This is a genomic window from Mesorhizobium sp. P5_C1, assembly GCF_054049815.1.
On the sequence record NZ_JBFULQ010001027.1, the window covers coordinates 1 to 1,165 of the forward strand.

The 1,165-nt window shown below is 56.8% G+C and carries 1 protein-coding gene; it reads left to right on the forward strand.

What is annotated here, in order from left to right:
- Nucleotides 1-109: 109 nt before the first annotated feature.
- Nucleotides 110-1,165: Eco57I restriction-modification methylase domain-containing protein (locus ACXJ7R_RS33595; RefSeq protein ID WP_457155550.1), on the forward strand; the 1,056-nt coding region annotated here is incomplete at its 3' end.

The window sequence follows — 1,165 nt, forward strand, 5'->3', positions numbered from 1 at the left end:
CTGTTCGCCCATCTCGGCAAGCATGAGATATTTACGCCCATCAAGATATACCCGCCGGTGACAATGAGCGAACTGTCGGGCGCGTCTTAGAGCCAGGCTTGGGGGCAGTATGAACGATCAGGCGAGATTTTCGCTTCGGGGGCGCAATCCCGATGTTCTGACCTGTATCGCCAACCTTTCCAACGACGAGGTGTTCACCCCACCAGAGTTCGCAAACCGGATGCTTGATATGCTGGCCGAGGCATGGGCGATGCGAAACGGAGCCGCGAACATCTGGGCGAACAGTTCGGCGCGGTTCCTCGATCCCTGCACTAAATCCGGCGTGTTCCTGCGCGAGATCACGGGACGCCTGATAAAAGGGCTGAAAGCGGAAATCCCTGACCTGCAAGCCCGCGTAGATCACATCCTAACCAAGCAGGTGTTCGGCATAGGAATTACGCATCTGACGAGTCTGCTAGCGCGGCGCAGCGTCTATTGCAGCAAGCATGCCCTAGGCGGCCACTCAATTGCCAAGAGCTTCGCTAGCGACGAGGGCAACATCTGGTTCGAGCGCGTGGAGCACGCTTGGGTGGACGGCAAGTGCAAGTATTGCGGTGCCAACCAGCGTGACTACGACCGCGGCCAGGGACTGGAAACTCACGCCTATGAGTTCATTCACACCGATAACATCAAGGCTCGGATTGCCGAGTTGTTTGGAGGCGATATGCAGTTCGACGTCGTTATTGGGAATCCGCCCTACCAACTGGGACAAAGTGGTGGCGAGGCCATCGGCAGTTTTGCTATGCCGGTCTACCAGAAGTTCATTGAGGCCGCCAAAGGACTCGAACCACGCTATCTCACCATGGTCACCCCATCACGATGGTTCGCTGGTGGGCGGGGACTCGACGATTTCAGGCGAGAGATGCTCGCTGATAGACGTCTTTGTTCCCTTGTCGACTACCCTGACTCTCGGGAAGTTTTTGCCGGCGTCGATATCGCCGGTGGGGTCTCTTATTTCTTGTGGGACTCGTCTTGGAACGGAAAGTGCAAAGTCACCACGATTTCAGGGGGCGTGGCCGGCCCGACGCTGGATCGCTATCTCAATAATTACGATATTCATGTTCGCTACAACGAGGCGGTCCCCATATTAGGGCGGATCCTCGGTTCTGCCGGCGCATTCCACAGC